23 protein-coding genes are annotated in these 19,764 nt (G+C 28.0%); 1 reads left to right on the forward strand and 22 read right to left on the reverse strand.

Translation table 11 applies throughout. The features are described from left to right. The first annotated feature begins 292 nt into the window (after window positions 1-292). Window positions 293-1,927 carry a putative manganese-dependent inorganic diphosphatase gene (locus BN346_RS13995; RefSeq protein WP_040329420.1) on the forward strand — a complete coding sequence of 545 codons (1,635 nt, stop codon included), beginning with the start codon at window positions 293-295 and terminating at the stop codon, window positions 1,925-1,927. A 49-nt stretch (window positions 1,928-1,976) separates the two neighbouring features. Here BN346_RS13995 and BN346_RS14000 read toward each other — a convergent pair whose 3' ends face one another. The 22 genes from BN346_RS14000 to fliJ all read right to left on the reverse strand — a co-directional run bounded on the left by BN346_RS14000 (window position 1,977) and on the right by fliJ (window position 19,756). Then, window positions 1,977-2,762, reverse strand: coding sequence for a flagellar hook-basal body complex protein (locus BN346_RS14000; RefSeq protein WP_040329422.1), 786 nt, complete (start codon window positions 2,760-2,762; stop codon window positions 1,977-1,979). A gap of 13 nt (window positions 2,763-2,775) precedes the next feature. Continuing rightward, window positions 2,776-3,549 carry a flagellar hook-basal body complex protein gene (locus BN346_RS14005; RefSeq protein ID WP_040329423.1) on the reverse strand — a complete coding sequence of 258 codons (774 nt, stop codon included), beginning with the start codon at window positions 3,547-3,549 and terminating at the stop codon, window positions 2,776-2,778. Continuing rightward, window positions 3,546-3,671 carry a hypothetical protein gene (locus BN346_RS22255; protein WP_278245519.1) on the reverse strand — a complete coding sequence of 42 codons (126 nt, stop codon included), beginning with the start codon at window positions 3,669-3,671 and terminating at the stop codon, window positions 3,546-3,548. Before BN346_RS22255 ends, BN346_RS14005 begins: the two co-directional genes overlap by 4 nt. Before the next feature lie 77 nt (window positions 3,672-3,748). Beyond that, window positions 3,749-4,195 (reverse strand): hypothetical protein, encoded by a 447-nt coding sequence (locus tag BN346_RS14010; RefSeq protein ID WP_148361108.1) that lies wholly within the window; start codon window positions 4,193-4,195, stop codon window positions 3,749-3,751. A 68-nt stretch (window positions 4,196-4,263) separates the two neighbouring features. Further along, window positions 4,264-4,989: a FliA/WhiG family RNA polymerase sigma factor gene (locus tag BN346_RS14015; RefSeq protein WP_040329425.1), complete on the reverse strand. Its 726-nt coding sequence runs from the start codon at window positions 4,987-4,989 to the stop codon at window positions 4,264-4,266. After that, window positions 4,986-5,645: a flagellar brake protein gene (locus BN346_RS14020; RefSeq protein WP_040329427.1), complete on the reverse strand. Its 660-nt coding sequence runs from the start codon at window positions 5,643-5,645 to the stop codon at window positions 4,986-4,988. Before BN346_RS14020 ends, BN346_RS14015 begins: the two co-directional genes overlap by 4 nt. Window positions 5,646-5,656: 11 nt before the next feature. Further along, window positions 5,657-6,526, reverse strand: coding sequence for a MinD/ParA family protein (locus tag BN346_RS14025; protein ID WP_040329429.1), 870 nt, complete (start codon window positions 6,524-6,526; stop codon window positions 5,657-5,659). Then, entirely contained in the window at window positions 6,520-7,698 is a 1,179-nt protein-coding gene (gene flhF / locus BN346_RS14030) for a flagellar biosynthesis GTPase FlhF (RefSeq protein WP_040329431.1), read from the reverse strand. The genes BN346_RS14025 and flhF overlap by 7 nt, the downstream gene beginning before the upstream one ends. After that, complete coding sequence (gene flhA, locus BN346_RS14035) at window positions 7,695-9,761, reverse strand: flagellar biosynthesis protein FlhA (RefSeq protein WP_040329432.1); 2,067 nt, start codon at window positions 9,759-9,761, stop codon at window positions 7,695-7,697. Before flhA ends, flhF begins: the two co-directional genes overlap by 4 nt. A 123-nt stretch (window positions 9,762-9,884) precedes the next feature. Continuing rightward, window positions 9,885-11,726, reverse strand: a complete 1,842-nt coding sequence (locus BN346_RS14040; protein WP_074432717.1) for a fused FliR family export protein/FlhB family type III secretion system protein — start codon at window positions 11,724-11,726, stop codon at window positions 9,885-9,887. A 17-nt stretch (window positions 11,727-11,743) separates the two neighbouring features. Further along, window positions 11,744-12,007, reverse strand: a complete 264-nt coding sequence (gene fliQ, locus BN346_RS14045) for a flagellar biosynthesis protein FliQ (protein ID WP_040329434.1) — start codon at window positions 12,005-12,007, stop codon at window positions 11,744-11,746. Window positions 12,008-12,023: 16 nt separating this feature from the next. Next, entirely contained in the window at window positions 12,024-12,848 is an 825-nt protein-coding gene (gene fliP / locus BN346_RS14050; RefSeq protein WP_040329436.1) for a flagellar type III secretion system pore protein FliP, read from the reverse strand. A gap of 21 nt (window positions 12,849-12,869) precedes the next feature. Further along, window positions 12,870-13,214, reverse strand: coding sequence for a flagellar biosynthetic protein FliO (gene fliO, locus BN346_RS14055; protein WP_040329437.1), 345 nt, complete (start codon window positions 13,212-13,214; stop codon window positions 12,870-12,872). 9 nt (window positions 13,215-13,223) lie between these two features. Beyond that, a complete protein-coding gene (locus BN346_RS21010) occupies window positions 13,224-13,664 on the reverse strand; it encodes a flagellar basal body-associated FliL family protein (protein WP_074432720.1) in 441 nt (146 codons plus the stop codon). 69 nt (window positions 13,665-13,733) lie between these two features. After that, window positions 13,734-14,462 (reverse strand): OmpA/MotB family protein, encoded by a 729-nt coding sequence (locus BN346_RS14060; RefSeq protein ID WP_040329438.1) that lies wholly within the window; start codon window positions 14,460-14,462, stop codon window positions 13,734-13,736. After that, window positions 14,462-15,262: a motility protein A gene (locus BN346_RS14065; protein WP_040329439.1), complete on the reverse strand. Its 801-nt coding sequence runs from the start codon at window positions 15,260-15,262 to the stop codon at window positions 14,462-14,464. The genes BN346_RS14060 and BN346_RS14065 overlap by 1 nt, the downstream gene beginning before the upstream one ends. 12 nt (window positions 15,263-15,274) lie before the next feature. Further along, entirely contained in the window at window positions 15,275-15,466 is a 192-nt protein-coding gene (locus tag BN346_RS14070) for a flagellar FlbD family protein (protein WP_040329440.1), read from the reverse strand. A gap of 216 nt (window positions 15,467-15,682) precedes the next feature. Continuing rightward, entirely contained in the window at window positions 15,683-16,696 is a 1,014-nt protein-coding gene (locus BN346_RS14075; protein ID WP_040329441.1) for a flagellar hook-basal body complex protein, read from the reverse strand. Window positions 16,697-16,776: 80 nt separating this feature from the next. Continuing rightward, window positions 16,777-17,169, reverse strand: a complete 393-nt coding sequence (locus BN346_RS14080; RefSeq protein ID WP_040329442.1) for a TIGR02530 family flagellar biosynthesis protein — start codon at window positions 17,167-17,169, stop codon at window positions 16,777-16,779. A gap of 29 nt (window positions 17,170-17,198) precedes the next feature. Continuing rightward, window positions 17,199-18,029, reverse strand: coding sequence for a flagellar hook assembly protein FlgD (locus BN346_RS14085; protein ID WP_242838437.1), 831 nt, complete (start codon window positions 18,027-18,029; stop codon window positions 17,199-17,201). 22 nt (window positions 18,030-18,051) lie between these two features. Beyond that, on the reverse strand, window positions 18,052-19,314 hold the full coding sequence (locus BN346_RS14090) for a flagellar hook-length control protein FliK (RefSeq protein ID WP_040329444.1): 1,263 nt from the start codon (window positions 19,312-19,314) through the stop codon (window positions 18,052-18,054). Between the two features lie 13 nt (window positions 19,315-19,327). Beyond that, window positions 19,328-19,756 (reverse strand): flagellar export protein FliJ, encoded by a 429-nt coding sequence (gene fliJ / locus BN346_RS14095; protein ID WP_040329445.1) that lies wholly within the window; start codon window positions 19,754-19,756, stop codon window positions 19,328-19,330. Between the last annotated feature and the right edge of the window lie 8 nt (window positions 19,757-19,764).

The raw sequence follows: 19,764 nt of genomic DNA on the forward strand, positions 1-19,764 counted from the left end.
ACTTTAAAATATATGTATTTAATCCCAATTATATGAAATAAGCTCTAAATTTTAATGGTAATAAATATTTTTACTTTACATTAATAAATTATCGTTTTAAAATACATATATACTGTTTTATAGGTATCTATAAAAATAACTTGTTATATTTAATTTATTTTTTGTCATACTAGAACTAATATATGAATTTTAAATCTATATATTACTTCCAGTAATTAAAATAATTTTATTATTTCATGTTATTTTATTTTTGATGCCTTGACAAAGATTATTTTTTAAGGAGGATATAAATTTGAAAAATACAATTTATATAACAGGACACAAAAACCCTGATTCAGATTCTATATGTTCTGCACTTGCCTATGCAGAATTTAAAAATAAAACGCAAAAAACTCCTGCAAAGGCGATAAGATTAGGCGAAGTTAACAACGAAACTCAATTTATCCTTAATTATTTTGGAGTGGAAGCACCAGATTTTATTAAAACAGTAAAAACTCAAGTTGCTGATTTAGATATAGATACAGTTGCACCTATATCACCTGATATTTCATTAAAAATGGCATGGACTATAATGAAAAAGAATAATACTAAAACTCTACCTGTAGTAGATGAAAATGAAAGATTAATTGGTATTACATCTGTTTCAAACTTAGCATCTAGCTATTTAGATATATGGGATAATTACATACTTGCCAAAAGCGGAACTTCTATTGATAACATATTAGATACTTTATCTGCAAAAGTTGAATATTTACATGAAGAAAATAAAACTTTTGAAGGTAAAATAGCTGTTGCAAACATGTCACCAAATGATGAAAAGACTATAATTGAAAAAAATGATATAGTTATTTGTGGTGATAGAGAAGATATCCAAAACTTTGTAGTAAACAAAGAAGTTTCTTTAATGATTATAACTGGAAATAGAGAACCTCTTCCTGGAATACTAGATAAAGCTAAAGAAGTTGGTTGTACTGTTATAGTTACTCCATATGATACATTTACAACTTCAAGACTTATAACTCAAAGCATACCTGTAAGTTACGTTATGAGTAAAAATAACTTAATTTCTTTTGAAGTTACAGATTTTGTTGATGAAATAAAAGATATAATGCTTGAAACTAGATACAGAAGCTATCCTGTAATTAATGAAGAAGGTAAAGTTATTGGAACTATTTCTCGTTATCATTTAATTAATCAAACTAAGAAAAAAGTTATATTAATGGATCATAATGAGACTGCACAATCTGTAGATGGATTAAGCGATGCTGAAGTTATGGAGATAATAGATCACCATAGAATAGCAGATGTTCAAACTGGACTACCTATATACTTTAGAAATGAGCCAGTTGGAAGTACTTCAACAATCGTTGCTTCTATTTACTTTGAAAATGGCATTAGACCTAGCAAGCAAATTGCAGGAATCTTATGTGGTGCAATAATTTCAGATACACTTTTATTAAAATCACCAACTGCAACTTTAGTTGATGAGATAATTCTTAAGAGACTTGCTCAAATTGCTGATATAGATATTGAGGCATTTGCAAATGAAATGTTTAAAGCAGCTACTTCTCTTGAAGGTAAATCTGCTGAAGATATTTTAGGTCAAGATTATAAAACATTCACTATTGGTGAAAAGAAAATAGGTGTAGCACAAGTTACAACAACTTATATAGATGGTTTTAAAGATATAAAATCTGATATTTTAAGCTTAATGGATACTATGGCCTCTGAAAAAAATCTTGAAATGATAACTATAATGATTACAGATATCTTTAACGGTGGATCATTATTCTTAGTATCTGGAAATAAAGATTTATTTACAGCAGCATTTAAAACTACACTTGAAAATAATGAAGTATATTTGGATGGTGTTGTTTCTAGAAAGAAACAAGTTATACCACCAATTACAGAAGCTATAGATATGTAAATATAAATACAAAAAAGGAGCTAGATAAGCTCCTTTTTTGTAATATATATTATCTTATATTATTAATCATTCCCCACATTTCATCTGCAGTCTTCATTCCTGTAGATCCTAATTGGAAAGCTCTTTGTGTTAATATCATCTCACTCATTTCTTCTGCCATATCAACATTTGAGTTTTCTAAATATCCTTGTAGTATGTTTCTGTCCGTTGTTTCATATATTGTTATACCCTCTAATGGTACAAATAAACTTTCGCCTACTGACATAAATGAACTATCACCTACAGCTTTATATGTTTTAATTGATCCTAATTCTACAATATCACCATTAATTTTTTGAGTAATACTACCATCTTTATTTATTGTAAACTCTCCATTTTTTAAATTAATTGGTCCACCTGGCTTATTTATTTCTTGTCCTGCAGCATTAATTATGCTTATTCTATTACCATTTGCATCTACTAAGTTTCCACTTGCATCTACATTAAAGCTTCCTGCTCTTGTATATGCCTCTTTACCATCAGCCATATAAACCTTAAAAAAGCCTTCTCCATCTATAGCTAAATTAGATGATTTTCCTGTTTCTCTCAAGCTTCCTTGATTAACTTGTCTTATAACTTTTCCAGCTTTTACACCAGTTCCATAAGTTAAGTTATTTCCACCTTCAGTAATTGGATAGCCTTTTCTATTTAAACTATCTTGATATAAATCTTCAAATTGAACATTTAATCTTTTATATCCAGTTGTATTAACATTTCCAATATTATTTGATATAATATCTAATTTTTTTTGTTGTGCTGCCATAGTACTTCTATTAGTATATAACGCTGTATACATTCACTTCACCACCCTATTTTCTTGCTATTTCATTAACTGCTTTTCCTAAAGATTCATCTAAAGTTTTTAATACCTTTATTGTACTTTCAAATCCTCTCATTGTGGTCATCATGTCCGCCATCTCATCTACTGTATTTACATTTGATTGTTCTAACCCATTTTGAATAACAAACGCATTAGATCTAGTTGGAGCTTCATTAGTCTTGTATAAGTTATGTCCACTTTTTTCTAAATTATCATAGTTTTGAAAATCAGCTATTTCAAATTGATAATTTAGATTACCATTAATTTGAATGTTACCTAATTTATCAGCTGTTATTTCGCCATTTCCAATTCTTATTTGTTCTACAGCTCCAGTTCTAGAATTTCTACCAAGTACATAATCTCCACCTTGAGTTATTAAATATCCTTCATTATCTACTGAAAAATGTCCATCTCTAGTATATGCAATTTGGTTATTATCTCTTTGACGTACTGTAAAAAAACCGCTTCCATTTAATGCAAAATCCTTTGAACTATTCGTATCTTTAATAAATCCTTGTTCAAAATTAGTGAATTTGCCATTTATTTCAGCTCCATTTGATAAAGTTCCTATATCTGTTTTATAATTTTTATTATTAAATCTTTTATCTTTATTAGAAATCATAACTTCATCAAAACTTTTTATAGATAATTTTTCTGATTTATATCCTGTTGTATTTACATTGGCCATATTATTCATAATAACATTTTGTTTTGCTTCACTAGTTATAAGTCCCGATGCTGCTGTATATAATGATCTTATCATTTTTTCACCTCGTTATCTTCAATTTTAACCTTCATTTGATCTTTGTATTCCATTCCCATTTTACGAGCTCTTATCTCGATTTGAGCATCACTTAAATTATAAGTTAGCTTTGATATGCCCATTAAAAGTGAACCTATAAGTATACCTATACCTATACCTAATATAATTTTTTTATCTTTTAGGGAGTTTTTTATTAAATCTATTTTATATATAATTCTTTTATTAATAATACTTCCCCCTTTCCCATTTCCAACTTTTCAGCTATTTCCTCAACTGATATATTTTTCTTACAAAGTTCTCTTATTTGTTCAATTTTTACACTATTTTTTTCAAATTCTTCATTATATGTATGATAGATTTTTTCCATATTATTATTATCTAATTCATAATTTCTATCATTTTTGTTTATATTATGTATAGATATTTCATTTATAACATCTTGTTCTTTTAAATTATTATCGTTATAAATCACGTTTCCTTTACTTTTAAAATTCGATATTTCTTCTTTTAATTCCTCTATTTCAAGTTGAAGGTCTAAAATTGTTTCACTAAATTCTCTTCTAAGCTTCCCTATTCTTACATCAACCTCATCTATTTTTTTCTCTTCATAACTCAATATTTGTGAAAATCCACTTTCTTTTTTCATAGATTTTAAACTAAACACTATAATAGTTATCCCTATTATGAGTAATACAATTAACACAGTTAACACCTCTAATTGATATCATACTTCATTTTTTTAAGCATTTTTCTTAAATTAATTATAGCTTTACTATGAAGTTGACAAACTCTTGATTCAGAAACCTCTAAAATCTTTCCTATCTCTTTTAAAGTAAGCTTTTCATAATAGTATAATGTAATTATTAATCTATCTTTTTCTCTCAAAAGGTCTATGGCATTAGACAGATATTCTAACAATTCTTTCTTTTCTAGTGATTTTTCTGGTCCAATAACTTTCTTATCTTCAATTTTTCCGATAAGTGCTATATCATCATCATCACTAAACATTAAACTTTCTAAAGATACCACCGAAATATAATTTATATAGTTCTCTATTTTACTAAGCTCTGATACTGTTATTTCCATTTCTTTTGCTATTTCACTTTGAAGTGGCTCTCTTAATAATTTATTTTGAAGTGTTTCTACTGCTTCATTATATTTATTAAGTTTATCCATAGCCCCTTTAGAAATGGGGCTATTTTTTCTTAGTTCATCTATCATAGATCCTTTTATTCTTATTGCTGCATAAGTAGAAAACTTCATTCCTTTGCTTTCATCAAATTTATTAAAAGCATCCATAAGTCCTATCATGCCATAACTTACTAAATCTTCATATTCTACATATTTAGTTTTACCCATAATTATTCTAGATGCAATATATTTTACAAGTGGTATATATTGCTCTACTATATGTGCATTTTCATTTTTTAGAGTATTCAAAGAGCTTCACCTCCAGAAGTTTTAAGCATTCGTCTCATTTCCATAAAAATATATCTTATTACTTTCTCTCTTTCAGTTTCTTCAATTTCAAGAAAGTCTATTCCACATAGATATTTTCCATTTCCATCTTCTTCTATTCTAACTACTTTACCTAAAATTATAATTTCTTCATTTAAATTTAAATTAATTATCATATAGTCATCTAAATCTGGTTTTTCCGACATTCTCATCCTTATTCCGCCACCACTTAAATCAACTGTATAGCCAACTTTAAAATCTAGAATATCATAACTCATAAGTTCTTTTTTAGGATATGTCTTTAAAAGATAATAATTTATAATTCCTGTATAGCTTATTCTTACATATTTTCTTCTTTGAATTTTCTTTATATCATAAGGTTCACCTAAAACTATAAGTGGAACTTTATCATACTTGCGACCTTCAACATCAAATTTGAATTTATAAACTCCACCTTTTTTATCATTATAAATTGCCTCATACTTTTCACCTTGTCTCATTGCAACATAAGTGCTATTTATTGTAGGTATTAAAATCGCAATGTTTTCATCTTCTACATCTTGAATTATAGTTTTGGCATATCCATCTTCCGTAATTATTTCTAACTTTGTATTTGGATGAAATTTTATATTACTCATTATATATCCCCCTACGAAAAAATATTAAAAATTCTTTTAAATAACTTTTGTATATTTCCATTGTTTTCTTTTATAAGATATCCTTCTATTTTTTTTGCAATATCTTCTATATCTTTTGTAGATTCAGCCTTAGGATATTCTATACAAACCGGAACTTGCTTTCTTACAGATTTTATAAGTTTTGTATCTTCCGTGATCATACCTAAAAATTCTAAATCTATATCTAAAAACTTGTTTGCTGCATTTTTTAATTTAGAAAATGTTACCGTACCATCTTGTATCTCTATAACTCTATTAACTATAATTTTAGCTTCTTTCTTTATTTCGAACTTATTTATAGCCTTTATTAAACTATATGCATCTGTAAGTGATGTTGGTTCTGGTGTCGTAACTATTAAAAGTTCATCACTACATGATATAAATGCAAGAATACTTTTATTAATACCCGCTCCTGTATCCATAAGTATATAATCAAATCCTTGTATACTTTCTAACTGATTTAAAAATTTTTGCCTTTGTATGTCTGTTAAATCTTCTACTCTTGAAAGTGCTGATCCACCAGGTAATAATTTAATTCCCATTGGACCATCTATTATTACCTCTTCTATGTTTTTATCATTAAATATGATATCAAACACACTATATCGTGGAAAACAGCCCATTAATACATCATCATTTCCCATTCCTATATCTGCATCAAATATTAAAACTTTTTTCCCCATTTTTTGTAATATAATAGCTAGGTTTACTACTATATTACTTTTTCCAACTCCACCTTTTCCTGAAGTTATAGTTATTACTTTAGTACCGATTTTTTCAAATTTGTTACTCACTGTATTTTCATTTGCTAATTGCCTTAATTTTGATGCTTGGTCTAACATACACTACTCTCTCCCATTATCAAGTTTACAAGATTATCTTTTTTAGGACATTCAATATCTTCTGGAACATTTTGTCCTGTTGTTATAAAACTAATAGGAACTTCTACTTCCTTTAATATATTTACAATAGAACCATAAGTAGATGTTTCATCTAGTTTTGTTATTATAACCTTATTAAAATTTAATACTTTATATGCTTCATTTATTATTTTTACATCTTTATCTTTTATTGTTGAACTTAAAACCAAATTTATATTTTTAGAATTAGCTTTTTCTACATATGCCCTTAATTCTGAGATTTGCATTGTATTTTTACTACTTCTTCCTGTAGTATCAATTAATACAACATCACAATCGTCCATAGAATTTATTGCAATTTCCATATCTTTTAAATTAAAAACAACTTTAAATGGTATATTCATTATCTCAGCATAAGTTTTTAACTGTTCAACTGCACCAATTCTATAAGTATCTATTGTTATTAACCCTACTTTTTTCTTTTCAATTAATGCAAGTCTACCAGCAAGTTTTGCTATAGTGGTTGTCTTTCCTACTCCTGTGGGACCAACAAACACTATATTTTCATTCATTTCTATTGGCTCTATTTTTATTTTTTTAGTTATTAATTCTTTAATCTCTTCTAATCTTTCTTTTTCATCATTAATATCTTTTGTCTTTTCCAGTAGTTCATTTCTTATCTCTTTACATATGTCCTGTTCTTCTAAAAACTCTTCTACTTTATTTACTTCTGCATTAGTGCTGTTAACTAAATTATTAATCATATTTTTCATTTCTTTAACTTCATTAAAAAGTAAATCTTGGTTTTTATTAGATGACATTAAATTAGTTTCTCTACTAATGTTATCCTGTTTTCTTATTGGTTCTTTATTTGACTCACTATTTTTTAACAATGCTTCTATTAAATTTTGTTCTATATTTGTTTCATCTTCCACTAGCTTTTGTTTTGCTACACTATATGTTTTAGGTGCTGATGACTCACTACTAGACTCTATTGCTGCTGTAACTTCAATAAGTTTTTTAGAAAATAAACCTTTAATTCCTTTTTTCTTAATTTTCCTTTGACTAATTATAACTGCATCTTTCCCAAGTTCTTGTTTAACCTTGCTTATTGCTTCATTTGCACTTTCACCTATATATTTTTTTATTATCATTGTACTGAAACAACTCCTTCGGCTTTAATATCTATATCATTAGGTATTTCATTTAAAGATAATACAACAATTTGAGGGAAAACCATTTCTATTAATTTTCTAAAAGCCGGCCTTATCTTAGGTGATACTAATATTACTGGTATATTATTATTAAAATATGTAATATCAAGTAATTCTTTTATAGCTGCAAATATTTTAGTAGTAACATCTGGATTTATAGTTGGGAATGAACCCTGTGGTGATTTTTGTATACTATTTGCAATTAAATTTTCTAAGTTAGGATCTACCGTAACTACAGTTATTACTTTTTCTGATTCTATAAGTTCACTGCATATATTTCTTGACAATGCAAATCTTACATATTCAGTTAATACCTCTATATCTTGTGTATTTCTAGCATTATCAGCTAATGATTCTAATATTGTAACCATATCTTTAATAGATACTTTTTCTTTTAATAAGCTTTGTAATACCTTTTGAACTTCTCCAATAGTCATTAAATCTGGTATAAGTTCTTCTACAACAGTACTGTATTTTTCCTTTACAGAATCTATAATCATTTTTGTCTCTTGTCTTCCTAATAATTCATATGAATGACTCTTTATAGTCTCTGTTAAATGAGTTATCATAACTGTTGTTGGATCTACTACTGTTAATCCTTTAATTTCTGCCTCTTCTCTTTGGTCTTTATTTATCCAAATTGCTGGTATACCAAAAGTTGGTTCAACAGTTCTTATGCCTTCCATTCCTATGCTTCCACCAGACGGATCCATACATAAAAACATATTTGGCATCAATTCTGCTTTTTCTATAACAGTACCTCTAATTTTTATTACATACTCATTGCTATTTAATCTTAAATTATCTCTAATTCTAATGGGTTGTACAACTATTCCCATCTCTATAGCACATTGACGCCTTACTGAAGCTATCCTTTGAACTAAATCTCCTCCTGCTGCATCATCTGCAAGTGGTATTAATCCATAACCTATTTCTATTTCTAAAGGTTCTACTGAAATTAAAGTCATAACATTTTCAGGTTCCCTTTTTTCTGTTTCTATTATCTCTTGTTCTTCTATTTCTATCTCTTGTTTTACTTTTGCTTTTTCATCTTTTAACAGTAAATATGCACTATATCCTGTTAATGCAGCAAGTGCCCAAAATACAAGTGTAGGCATTCCAGGTATAAAAGATAAAACAACTAGAATAATTGCTGCCATAGCTATTACTATAGGAAATGTTGTAAGTTGTCCACCTAATTGTTTACCAAAGTTCTCATCACTACCTGAACGAGTTACTAATATACCTGACGCTGTAGATATTAGTAATGCTGGTATTTGTGATACAAGACCATCTCCTATTGTAAGAATTGTATACTTACTTGCTGCTTCTCCTATGGAAAGACCATTCATCATTGCACCAATTACTATACCTGCAATAATATTTATTAGTGTTATTATTATACCAGCTATGGCATCTCCTTTTACGAACTTAGATGCACCATCCATAGCTCCATAGAAATCTGCTTCCTTTTGCAAGTTTCCTCTTCTAATTCTTGCGTCTTCTTCTGAAATCATACCTGCATTTAAATCTGCATCTATACTCATTTGTTTACCTGGCATAGCATCTAGTGTAAATCTTGCTGATACTTCTGATACCCTACCAGCACCATTAGTAATAACTACAAACTGTACAATTATGATAATCAAGAACATAATTACTCCAACTACATAATTTCCACCAACAACGAACTCACCAAAGGTTTCTATTATTGCCCCTGCATATCCTTTTCCTAATATAAGTCTTGTTGATGACATATTTAGTGCAAGTCTAAATAATGTTGTTATAAGTAACAATGTTGGAAATACTGACAATTGTAATATACTTGTTGTAAACATTGTTATTAACATAATAATAACTGACACAGTTATATTTATTGCTAAAAGAACATCTAGTATAACTGATGGAAGTGGAATTACCATCATAAGTACAATTCCAATAACTCCAAAAGCTATAATAATATCTATATTCTTTTTAAATTCTATATTTTTAAAAGCTGCCATATCATCATCCTCTACTTTAGTTTATATTAGGCTTAATATTAAAACATAATATTTTTACTTATTCTTTAAACTATTATTCATATTTCTAATTTCATATTAAAAATTCTTCATTTGTAACCTAATTTACTTTTTTAATTTATAAACTACAGCTAAAATCTCTGCTACAGCTTGATACATATTGTATGGAATTTCCATATCAATATCGACTTCTTTATATATAAGTCTTGCTAGTTCCTTATTCTCAATTATTGGAACATCATTTTCTTTTGCTATTTCTTTAATTTTTATAGCTACATTATCTGCTCCTTTTCCAACGACCATTGGAGCTTCACCACTGTTTTCAGTATATTTAAGTGCTATAGCTATATGTGTAGGGTTTGTTATTACCACTGTAGCATCTGGAATATTTTGCATCATTCTACGCATAGACATTTCTCTTTGCTTTTGCTTTCTTTTTCCTTTTACTACTGGATCTCCTTCTTGTTGTTTAAATTCTTCTTTAACCTCTTGTTTTGTCATTCTTAAATCTTTTTTAAATTGATATAATTGATATACATAATCTGCTACCCCAATTATAAATAGTACTAAACTTATCTTCTTAAAGATTTCTATTATTAAATCTCCAAAACTTGAAATTGTTGCTGCTAATCTTAAATTTGCAAAATTTAAGATATTATTATAATTAGATAGTATAAACTTATATCCAACATATCCGATAATACATATTATTACAAGATTTTTTAATAAATCTACAACAGCTTTCATAGAAAACATTCTTTTAAATCCACTTATAGGATTTATTTTTTCAAATTTTGGCTTCAATGGATCTGTTGTAAACATTTTTCCAACTTGTATAACATTAGCAACAATTCCTATCACCATTATTGGTAACGCAACTGGTAAAAATATCATTATCAGTCTTAAAACTACTGTTTTTATTATCATAATAGTGTTATTAGGATCTAAGTTTAACGTAGCATAATTTGAAAAAAACATTATTAAAATTTCTTTCAAATTGTTTAATATATATTCTAATAAGAACATCAAAACAGCTGTTATACCCAAAAGTCCTATGGCTGATGTAAACTCCTTACTTTTAGCTACTTGACCTTTTTTTCTAGCATCACTTTTCTTTTTAGGTGTAGCTTCTTCAGTCTTATCACCGTTTTCATTAGCAAAGAATATAAGTATACATGGCATAATGTTAAATAATCCCCGTATAGCTTCTAACATTTTGTCAAAGTTATCTATGAAAAGATTCATAAATACTGGTATTGCTAAAGATACAGTTAAAAGTCCCAACATTATTTTTATAGGTATACCTAACATCATAATATTAAGTTGTGGCATAACCCTAGCAACTAATCCTAATGTAAAATCAGTAATTATTATTACTAATATAATAGGTAACGCCATTTTAAACCCTATTGCAAAAAACTCTATTATTACATGTATCATATATGTAAATATTTCTGGCTTTATTACAAAGGTGCCCACCTTAACTAAGTTAAAGCTTTCCACTAATGCTGTTATTACTAAATGATGTCCATCAACTAATACAAAGACTATAAGACATAACATATAAAAAAATCTTCCAAGTATTGTTACCGATTCACTTGATAGTGGGTCAAATGCAGCTGACATTGAAAAAGATACATGAAAATCTAAAAATTGTCCTGCCATTTGTGCCATATAAAATACTACTGTTGTTATAAAACCTAATAATAAACCAATTAAAATTTCTTTTCCTATTAATACTGAAAAAGTAAATATGTCATTAATTGCTACTATATTTCTTCCTACTATAGGTACTAATATAAATGTAAGTATCAATGATAATCCAATCTTATATCTTTGTGGTACACCATTTGGGAAAAAAAATGGTACATAAAGCACAAAAGATGTAAGTCTTGCAAATATCAAGATAAATACTAAAAATTCTTGTAAATTTACTGATTCTATCAAAATTATCCCACCTAAGCCTATATATTAGCTATAATTGAAAATATTTTACGAGTAAATGACATTATTACATTTCCTGTAAATCCTGCCATAAGCACTCCTACTAATGCAACAGCTATTATTTTAGGTACAAAGGTCAAGGTTTGCTCTTGTATTTGAGTTGTAGCCTGAAAAATACTTATAATAAGTCCTACTACTGTAGCTACAATAAGCATTGGTCCTGCTATCATAAGACTCACTCTTATTAGTTCTCTCATAAGTGATATAACTAACGTTTCTGACATAAAACCTTACCTCCCTTTATTTAAAGCTATGTATCAGTGATTGTGAAATTAAGTTCCAACCATCTACTAACACAAATAATAATAACTTAAATGGTAATGAAATCATAACTGGCGATAACATAAACATTCCCATTGCCATAAGTACACTAGAGGTTACTATGTCTATTACTAGGAATGGTAAAAATAATAAAAATCCTATTTCAAAAGCAGTTCTTAATTCACTTATCATAAATGCAGGCATAATTGCATAAAGTGGAACATCTTTATATACTGGAACTTCTACATTATTTTTATCTTTTTCTGTTTTAACTTTTATATCGCCAACCTCTATAAACATTTGTAAATCTTTAGTACGAGTTTGTTTAAGCATAAACTCTTTCATAGGCGTTATTGTATTTGTATATGCCTGTTCTGTTGTAATTTTACTTTCCATGTATGGTTTTATAGCTTCATCATTTACTTTATTAAATGTTGGTGTCATTACAAAGAAAGTTAAAAACAGTGCAAGACCTATTATAACTTTACTTGGTACGGATTGTTGTACCCCAATAGCATTTTTTAATATAGATAAAACTGTAACTATTCTCACAAATCCTGTAGTCATTATTATTATTGATGGTAATACAGTTAAAACTGTAAGTAATAGTAATATTTTTAAGTTATCTACAAAATCTACCTTTCCTGCACCTTCTCCAAAATCTATATTTATATTTGGAATTGGAATAAAACTATCACTTGGTGCTGCAAATGCTATTTTAAAACCTACAAAAGAAATTAATATGCCTATAAAAATCGCCATAATGTATTTCTTTTTATTGTATATTATTTTTGTTTTTTCCATATAATTTCCTCTTTTGGATTCTTATTTGTTCTTATTTTTAAATCCTTTTATATTGAAAATATTAGCATATTTTTTTAAGTCTTCATTATATTGAATTTTACACTCTTCTATTTCACTTTTATCAATTTCTCTTAATAATTCTATATTATTAGATGTTGCACTTACTAAATATGTCTTTTTTCCTATCTCTACTATTAAAATTGAAGCCTCTTTTGATAATGGAAGCTTCTCAATAATCTTCATACATCTACTTGGAGACGTTACATTAAACTTACTTCCTAGTCTTCCAAGTAGATATATTAGTGTTATTATTAATGGTAAAAATATTATAAGTTGTATAAAACTCTTAAAAAATTGACCATTCATACTTATTGCCTATTGAATTAATATTTCTGAGAAATAAATATTGTGTAATTGACCTTGTGTTAATAATTCATCAATTCTTTGAATTAATTCTTCTTTAAGTTTTGTTTCTCCATCTACTGTTCCTAAATCAGTTGTCTTTTTAGTTCTAAGAGTATTTGTTATTGAATCTCTTATAGCTGCTTTTCTTTTTTCTATTTCTGGAAGAAGTTTTGAATTTTCTTCATCATATCCTAAAGAAATTTTTATTTTTAAATATCTAGCTTTTCCTTCATCTGATAAATTAACTAAAAACTCATCTAAATCATAATAAGCTTCTGTTTTTAATTGACCACTAGCTTCAACTTCTATAATTTGTTTTGGAGTATTTTTGCTTGCAACAAAATATCCAGCAAAAGCAGCCCCTCCAACTAATATAAATACTAATAAAACTATTAATATAACTTTTAAAATATTGCTATTTTTCTTTTCTCCATTTTCAACATTTTTTTCTTTTTTTCTTTTTTCTCTTTAGCCATACCTCTACTCCTTTTTATCAGTAACAATAATTATGTTTACTCTTCTATTTTTAGCTCTATTTGCATCACTATCATTGGGAACTAATGGACTATATTCGCCATAAGCAGTAGCTGTAAATCTTTCTGGATTTTTATTTCCTTTTTCATTTATAAAATATTGTAGTACACTTAATGATCTTGCTGATGATAAATGCCAATTGCTTGGATATATGGAGCTACTTATTGGCACATTATCAGTGTGTCCTTCTATAATTATTTTATTATTTATACCAGCTATAATAGTATTTACTTTTTCTAATATATTTTTGCTAGCTGGAACTAGTTCCGCTTTACCTGAATCAAAAAGTACAGTTTCTTTCATTTGAATGTTTATACCTTTTTCATCTTCATAAACATCTATTTCCTTTTCCATATTATTTTGTTTTATTAATTCTAAAACCTCTTGATATACTTTGTCCTTAGTGTCTTCCATATTTTCTCTTTCGCCTTCTGTTATTTCTGGTTGTCCAACCACCGGAACTTCACCTGAAGCTTCATTAAAATTCAATATGTTTTGTGACACTTGTCCTGTAAACATTAATTGGAAAGAACTTGATATTTGCTTTAATTTATCCTCACTTACCGTAGACATAGCATATAACATAACAAAGAAAGTTAAAAGTAATGTCATGGTATCTGAGAATGTAGCTAGCCATGCATCGGTTTTTATATCATCTTTCTTCTTTTTTGCCATTACTCTGCCCCTGCAGCACCAGCTTCTGCTTTAAATGCTTCCTTTTCTGTTGGTGATAAGTATGCTACTAATTTATCTTCTATAACTCTAGGATTTGCTCCAGATTGTATAGCAATTACACCTTCAACTATCATTTCCATATTACCAACTTCTAATTCTGTTTTAAGATCCAATTTTTGTGCAACTGGAATCGCCATAATATTTGCTATTAATGAACCATAAAATGTTGTTATAAGTGCAGCTCCCATTCCTTTTGCTAATGCATCAGAATCGGTCATATTTCCAAGCATTTGTATAAGACCTATAAGTGTACCAGTCATACCCATTGCTGGAGCATATGCACCTAGTGATTTTAACATTGCTGAACCTTGACCATGTCTTACAGATAATTGATCTATTTCTAGTGCCATAATTTCTTTTATAGCTTCTGGTTCTACTCCATCTACAACCATACTAAGTGCTTTTTTTGTAAATGGATCTTTAATTCCTGATATATCATCTTCTAATGATAATAATCCTTCTTTTCTAGCTTTTCTTGATAATGTTGTAAACAATACAACTATATCTTTTTTTGATGTAGTATCTTCTTTAAAAGCTTCCATAAAAACTTTACCTAAAATTTTTATGTCTTTCATTGGATAGGATATAAGTAATGCACCTATAGAACCTCCACCAGTTATTGCTATTGAAGGTAAATCTACGTATAACTTTAATGCTCCTCCACCTACTACAATTCCGTAAGCAACTAGTCCCCATGCCACTATAAATCCAATTAACGTAAGCATATCATTTTTCTTCATTGTTATGCCCTCCTAAAAGTTTCCTGTAAATATTTTTCTTTTATAGTTTATTATCCTTTGTATAACTTCCTTTCGTTCTTCTTTTACTAAATAAACTTTTCCATTACTCAAGGTAATAACTGTTTCCGGTACAGACTCTATTTTTTCAATAAGATCACAATTTATAACAACTTCTTTGCCATTTAAAGTTGTAACTTCAACCACTAGCATCACCCTTTTCTTATTTTAATTTATATAAATACAAACTACTCTGTATGATATTCAATGTAATATTTTAATTTATAAAATCACTTAGTATATTTATTTATGTATTTATACTTTATATAGTTTATATTTATCCAACCTGTACTACGACAGGTTGGACATTTTTTATTTTTATATTTAGATGTAAATTTAGAAGTAATTTATTAAGTCTTTAAATTATCTTTTTAAATTAACAAGTTCTTGAAGAATTTCATCTCCTGTTGTTATAACCTTACTACAAGCTTGGAAAGAACGACTAGCAACTATCATTTCTGTAAACTCTACAGCTAAATCAACATTAGACATTTCAAGCATTCCATTTATAATATCTCCATATGCCTTTTCAGCACCTGGTCTTGTATCATTACCTTTTCCTGGTCTTAATATAGGTTCACCAGAGTTTGCACTTGGAGAAACTTTGTTTCCTCCTACAGATTGCAATCCACTATCATTAACAAAGGATGCCATTGCAATTTGTCCTATAGCCACAACACTATTATCTTCTAAAGTTGCTTTTATTAAACCATCCTTCTCTATAGTATAACCTACAAGTCTAACACCTGGATCACCTATTGTTTCTGGAATAACTAATGGAATTAACTCATCTCCAGCTTTAAGATCTGCTGCTTTCCCATCATCATCAACAACGGGAACCTTAATTACTGTAGTTGTTCCATCTTTATGTGTTATGCTACCATCTATAGCATATCCCATAACTCTATAACCATCTGGTGTTACTAAATTTCCTGTGCTATCTCTTTTAAACTCACCGTCTCTTGTGTAATAAACTTCCATAGCTCCATCATCTGCTGCATCATCTGCTGCACCAATAACACCTTGATCACTAAATTTTATAGTATCAGTAATTGAACCTTTTCCAACTATAAAATATCCATTTCCATCTATAGCATTATCAAGTGGTCTTCCTGTAGGATTTAAGCTTCCTTGTCCAGTGTTTACATTAATACTTTGAAGTTGAACGCCCATACCTATTTGTTTAGGGTTACTACCTCCAAGTGCTAAAACTGGTCCACTACCTTTTCCTATAGTTTCTCTCATAGTATCTTGAAAAGTTACACTTGATGATTTAAAAGCTGTAGTCCCTGAGTTTGCTATGTTGTTACCTATTACATCTAGTTTCTTTTGTTGTGCATTCATTCCTGAAATTCCTGAGTACATTGATTTTATCATTTATATTTCCTCCTCTTAATATATCTTAACTCTGTCATTCGTTAAGATAGAAGGCTTCCTTATAGGTCCAGCCTTAAAATTTATAATAAAACTACTGAATCAATATTAGTTATTACATTTATATCTTCTTCTTGTCTATTCATTGCTGTTATTATAGTTCTATTTTTTATACTTGCTATTAAGGCTATATCTTTATAAAGAATTAATGACTCCCTACTTCCCTTTTCACTGGCTCTATTTATACCTTCATTTACTTTACTTAAAAATTCAGAGTTTATCTCTATATTTCTCTCTTTAAGCCTTTGTGCACAGTGATTTGATAAAGTAAATCCTTGGCTTTTTATTTTTTCAGATTGTAATATTTCTTTAAAACTTTTGCTATCCTTAGCTAAATTTTTAGTGTCACTTTTTTTATGTAATTCACTAAAATCGCCTACGGGATACAAAACTCCATTTATAATTCTATAACCCATTTTAAAACCTCTCAATTTACGTCTAAATTCTATTTTTTAGTATTTGTATCTCTAATATTCATAATATGGTCAAATGCGTAATCTTTTATTACTGGTTTACCATCTTCATATTTTAAATTACCATCTTCATCTTTTAGATGTACTCTTATTTTTACACCATCTTTATCTCTAAATACTTCTTTTACAGTACCATATGGTCTTTTTGCATCTGGTTTTTCAGTTTCACCATCTTCTTTATCATCATCTGGTTTTGCTCCATCAACTGCTTCATCCCAAAGTTCTACATCTTTACCAATTAAGTTTGATGCATTTATAAAGTTAATATAATCTAATGTATTGTCCTGAGCTTCCATAACTTCTAAAACTTTGTCATAGTTAAAGCTCTTTATTTCTCCATCAGAAGTTAAAACAGTTACATAAACACCAGATCCACTTTTATATACAGATTGTACAAGACCAAATTCTTGCTCACCCTTTGAGTTGGTTGCATTTAATGCTACATATTTTCCACTTAGCCCCTGAGCTGCAGAAAGTCTCATTGTAGTGTTTAAGTTAGACATTTGTTCTAAGCTTGCAAACTGTGCCATTTGAGTTACATATTGTGTATTATCTTGTGGCTGTGTTGGATCTTGATTAGATAACTCTGCTGCTAATATTCTTAAAAATGCATTTTTATCCATTTCTGAACCTGGTTGAACAATTGCTGTTCCTCTATCAGTAGCATTTTGTAATACACCTGATTTAGTCTCTTCTAATGTATGCATAGTAGCACTATTAGAAGTGTTTTTTTGGTTTTCTTTTGATTTCTTATTTTCTAATTGTAAAGATTTCATATAAGCATTACTGTTTATAGATTCCATCTTATGCCTCCTTCCCTTATTATTAAACTAACATATTTAAATTATCATTAGCTCCTAATTTTTCTTCTGAAATTTCTTCTGAAATTTCTTTTAGCGATTTTTCATTATTATTTTGTTTTTTATTTTCATTGTTGAAGTTATTCCTTCTGTTTTCTTCACCACTAAAATAAGTAGTATCTTCATTATATACTTGAACTTCAACTTGACTTATTTTTATAGATTCACCATTAAGCTTATCCACTATTTCTTTTACATTTGCATTTAACATTGCAAAGGTCTCTTTATTAGCTGACTTTAATTGTGCCTTCATGGAATCACCTTCCATAGTTAAGCTTATTACAATTTCACCTAATTGTTTGGGATTTATTTTAACGGTTAAATCTTGTATATCATTAATATTCATGTATTTTATAGACTTTATAATATCTTCATTAAAAGTCATTTTATTTATAACCACATTACTATTTTGAACTGATTCAGTAGAAACTTCACTATTTTTAAAAACATTATTAAAATTAAATTTGTTTATTATGTTTTCATCTTTCTTATTTCCACTAAGCTTTTCTAATAATTGATCTTCCTTTGAAAGATTTTGATTTAAACTTTGTTTAGAATCTTCTTTACCATTATTCATTGCATCTTTAAAACTAGTTTTGTAGTCATTTTGTAATTCAACTACTGTAGGTTTAACCTTGTTATTAGATAGATTAGTTGAATTTTTTTCTTCTGTTACAGTATTGTTTATCTTTTCTAATATATCTCTAATATCTATTTTTTCATCTTTTGATACATTAGTTATCTCACTTAGTAATTCTTTCAATACATCTGATAAATTTTTATTTTCTAACATTGATGTTATATCTTCATTAGAAGATATAAATTCTGAAATCATATTTTTTAACTTTTCATTATCAATTTGGAAATTATTTATATCTAAATTTCCCATTAATATTAAATGTTCAAATAATCCCTTTAACTCTTCTACAGTTTTTTCATCAAGGTTTTCTATTTCTTCTTCAACTATATCTTTTATATCTTTTTTTTCTATTTTATTGCTTTTATTATTATCACTATTTTTATTATTGGCAGTTTTTTTTGAATCTTCATATTTTGTAGTAGGATTTTTGTAATCTTTTTTTACTTCATCCTTTTCTTCATTTTTCTTATTTAATATTTCATCAAATGCCCCAGATTTTACAGATTTTTCATCAGATTTTCTTGAATTTTGATTTTCATTAATATTTAATGAAGCATTCAAATCTATTGCTCTTAAATTTAGTTCCACATTCTTCCCTCCTTTACCTCTCTTTTCTTACATACCCATATAATGCAAATTCGTCTATTTGATTTTGCTCTTTAAGTGCAGCTTCCTTTACTGCTCTTTCATAGTCTTTTTCTTTTAAAATTTCTACAGTTTTTCTTTCAACTTGTGCACTTACAAGTTCTATTCTTTTTTCTTCTGTAATTTTCTCATGCTTTTTTAGTTCTTTTTTATTTTCTTCTATTAAAGATGTTAGCGAATTTAAATATCTTTGTGTTATTTTTTTTTCTACTATTGATTTTTCTAAAGGTATTTGTCTATATTCATCATAACTTTCTTCAAATTGTTTTATTTTATTTTCAATTTGCTGTTTATGAGACATTGCTTTCATAAGCTCTCTTTTTTTTTCATCTTCTTTTTCTTGTCTCATATCTAATAGCTTTTGAAGTCTAAATTTATAATGCATAAAACACC

The organism is Clostridium ihumii AP5 (genome assembly GCF_000612845.1).
In the GTDB taxonomy this organism is placed as follows: domain Bacteria; phylum Bacillota; class Clostridia; order Clostridiales; family Clostridiaceae; genus Clostridium_J; species Clostridium_J ihumii.